A 3,005-nucleotide genomic window follows, 5' to 3' on the forward strand; every position below is an offset into this window, starting at 1 on the left:
TGATTACAGCCATCGGAATTTACCACCCTTGCCATCTTTTTTACCACCGTTTGCCAAGGTATTTACCACACATTGCCAGTGTATTTACCAATGGTTGAAAAAGCCCTACAGACCAATGTTTTAAAAGCAGTAGATTTTTTCTGCTTATTAATTGAATATCACCATCGGATATGGCTCACCCTTTATTTTATAGGTGTTGGAGGGCGTAGCTTCGTAATGAGCGTTTGTTTGCGAAGCAAGCTAACGCGAATTAGAAGGAAGCAAGCGTACGCGCGGTAGCCATCTGCACAGTATATAATAATTTACAGCCATTGAATAGAGATTACCCAATGGCTGTTTTGATCTATCTAAACTTTTTATCGCCTAATTGCTTATCAATAATCCCGATTGCCCAACCAACCAGTTTATCATAATCTAAATCCTCTTCCTCGGTCCATACGCAGGAGGATAACAGTCTGCTTTCAACTTCAATCCGCACCTCATTAGGTAAATACTTATGAAAAAAATATTTAGCTATACGGTTTTCAACTTCTATGGGGATCATTTGGATCCCCCCAATCCATGACGCTCACGCATGGAAACTTCACCGTCTATCAGAATTTGATAGGAATCATGGATTATACGGTCTAAAATAGCTTCCGCAATTGTTTCATTCCCTAATTTCAGATGCCACCCACTGGGGTCAATTTGGGAACAGAAAATGGTTGAAGCCAATTTATGACGTGCTTCAGTGATTTCGAGTAATATGGCTGCTTCGTCAGGCGTCAAGTCGGTCAGTAACCATTCATCGAGAATAAGCAGATCGACTTTAGTGTATTTTTTAATACATTTCCGATAAGTCCCGTCTGCGGCTAACTTGGCAAGTGTCAGTTCATCCAATAACTCTGGTAGGCGAATGTATTTTACTTTATAAAATTGCCGACAAGCAGATACACCAAATGCAGTCGCTAAAAATGATTTGCCAGATCCGGTGGCTCCTTTTAATATAATGTTGTGGCTATCCTGGATAAAGCTACCGCTTGCTAGCTTTAATATCAGCTCTTTATCCAGTTTGCGATCATCATGGTATTCTAAATCCTCAATACAGGCATTTGAGTTAAGAAAAGTTGCCTGCTTGATCAGCCGTTGAAGCTTATTGCTCTTACGGCGAGAATGTTCCAGGTCGACTAGTAAAGAAAACCGGTCTTCAAAACTCATGTTTTGGAAGTCTTTGTTCAATGCTTGTTCCTTATAAGCTTCAGCCATGCCGTTTAGTTTCATTTCGTGTAATTTTGTCAACGTTTGTTCATTCATTATTGATCCATCCCCTTATAATAAGCAGTTCCACGAGTGAAACCATAGTTGTTTTCTTTCATTTCCGTTTTTCGTTTTAATTCTTGCTCGGCATCGTTCTTTTTATTGTTCTTTAAAAGCGTTTGAAGGCTCTTGACTGTCGGTCTGTTCGTTATCGATGTTATCATTTTACACGCACGCTCTATTTCATATTTGGTATAACGACGCTCTGATTTTTTTAATGAAAACACGGATTGTAATCCCTGTTTTTCAGCTTGAGCCGTATTTAGAATATATTGAACAATATCCAAAGTAAATGGGCCAATGCTTTCAGCCCACTCAATCGCTGCTTCCGGCGTCTGATCTACAAACAGCTTATGATTGTCAGGCATATGATCTCGAATTGTAGCTAATTGACCAAATTTCCCATGTAATCGCTTGTGAGAGGCTATTCGCATATGATTAAAAAAGATCTCGATGAGATTATCTGAAAGTTTTATTTCCACTTCTCGATTGATATACTCATATGGAACAGAATAAAACATGCTCTCAACAGAGACATGGTAATCAGGTCGCACCTTTGCTGTTTTCCATTGAGACATTTTATAAGGTGCATTTGGAAGAGGGGAAAGCGCAAATTTCTCCTCTTCTTCAAACGCTGATAGACGACATCCCTGTTTGCGAGTGAAAGGACGCTGATTAAACTCATCTAATTTCTTCCAAACTTCTTTATTTAATTCATCAATGCTGAAGCATTGTGTGTTTCTTAATGCTGCAATTATCCATGTTGAAATAACACCGACAGAGCCTTCAACACTTGGCTTGTCTTTCGGGGCGCGAACCCGGGCAGGCATAACTATAGTGTTATAGTAATCTGCCATTTCTCTGTAAGTAGGATTTAAAACTAAATCACGCGTTGTATGTTTTGTTACACTCGCTTTCAGATTATCTGGTACTATAATCTGCGTAGATCCGCCAAAATACTTGTACGCATGATTATGGGCCGTTACCCAAGAACTTAAATCCATGGATAAGGTTGCTTCAGCGTATGATAATTGACTGCAAGGCAGAGTCGCAACAAAAATGTAAGCTTTTAATCTCTCTCCAGTATCTCGATCAATAATGGAAGCTGTAGAACCCGCCCAATCAACTTCCATGATTTCACCAGGTTTTCTTCGAATGCGTAATGTAGCCTTATATTTATCCGCATACTTACTGTAATGACGAACAAAGCTACGGTAGGAATATGGAATTTTATGATTCGCACGGCATTCAATTTCATATTCATGATGAAGCAGCGAAAGGGTCACATTAGGCTTCGCTAATTCTTTATGAATGTATTCGAAATCTAATGGCTTTCGACCTGACGCCTCCAACGTCGTCTCTGGATAAAGGAATTCTTCTAACCATTGATCTGACATTTCTTCCTCTAATGGACAAATCACTCCTTTCTTTTTTGCCAGATCAATAACTTCTGTTACCTTCTGGCGAGAGTTGCCTGTACTTACTGAAATGCCCCTAAGGCTAATGCCCTCATCGTGCAATTCCAGTATCTTTCGATAGTGAATCATTAAAAAATACCTCCTATAATCATGTCACACCAAAGGCGTGCTCATTAATTATATAGAAGGTATCGCGTAAGTGGTACATTTATTTGTCATTTGATGGTACATTTCTTGTCATTCGGTGGTAAATAACATGTCACTAGTGGTACATTTTGTTGACCGTAATCA

3 protein-coding genes are annotated in these 3,005 nt (G+C 39.3%); all 3 read right to left on the reverse strand.

All coding sequences use genetic code 11. The features are described from left to right. Positions 1-343: 343 nt before the first annotated feature. From E4U82_RS19355 to istA, 3 genes are read right to left on the reverse strand one after another with little or no spacing between them, the layout of a single operon-like run. On the reverse strand, positions 344-544 hold the full coding sequence (locus E4U82_RS19355) for a hypothetical protein (protein ID WP_135111881.1): 201 nt from the start codon (positions 542-544) through the stop codon (positions 344-346). Beyond that, positions 541-1,293, reverse strand: coding sequence for an IS21-like element helper ATPase IstB (gene istB / locus E4U82_RS19360; RefSeq protein ID WP_135111882.1), 753 nt, complete (start codon positions 1,291-1,293; stop codon positions 541-543). Before istB ends, E4U82_RS19355 begins: the two co-directional genes overlap by 4 nt. Continuing rightward, positions 1,293-2,843 (reverse strand): IS21 family transposase, encoded by a 1,551-nt coding sequence (gene istA / locus E4U82_RS19365; protein ID WP_135111883.1) that lies wholly within the window; start codon positions 2,841-2,843, stop codon positions 1,293-1,295. The genes istB and istA overlap by 1 nt, the downstream gene beginning before the upstream one ends. Positions 2,844-3,005: the final 162 nt, after the last annotated feature.

This window comes from Lentibacillus salicampi (assembly GCF_004565465.1).
In the GTDB taxonomy this organism is placed as follows: Bacteria; Bacillota; Bacilli; order Bacillales; family Amphibacillaceae; genus Lentibacillus; species Lentibacillus salicampi.

Excerpts from the sequence above, each read along its gene's own strand:
- E4U82_RS19355 (WP_135111881.1), bottom strand. The coding sequence starts at position 544 with ATGATCCCCATAGAAGTTGAAAACCGTATAGCTAAATATTTTTTTCAT.
- istB (WP_135111882.1), bottom strand. The coding sequence starts at position 1,293 with ATGAATGAACAAACGTTGACAAAATTACACGAAATGAAACTAAACGGC.
- istA (WP_135111883.1), bottom strand. The coding sequence starts at position 2,843 with ATGATTCACTATCGAAAGATACTGGAATTGCACGATGAGGGCATTAGC.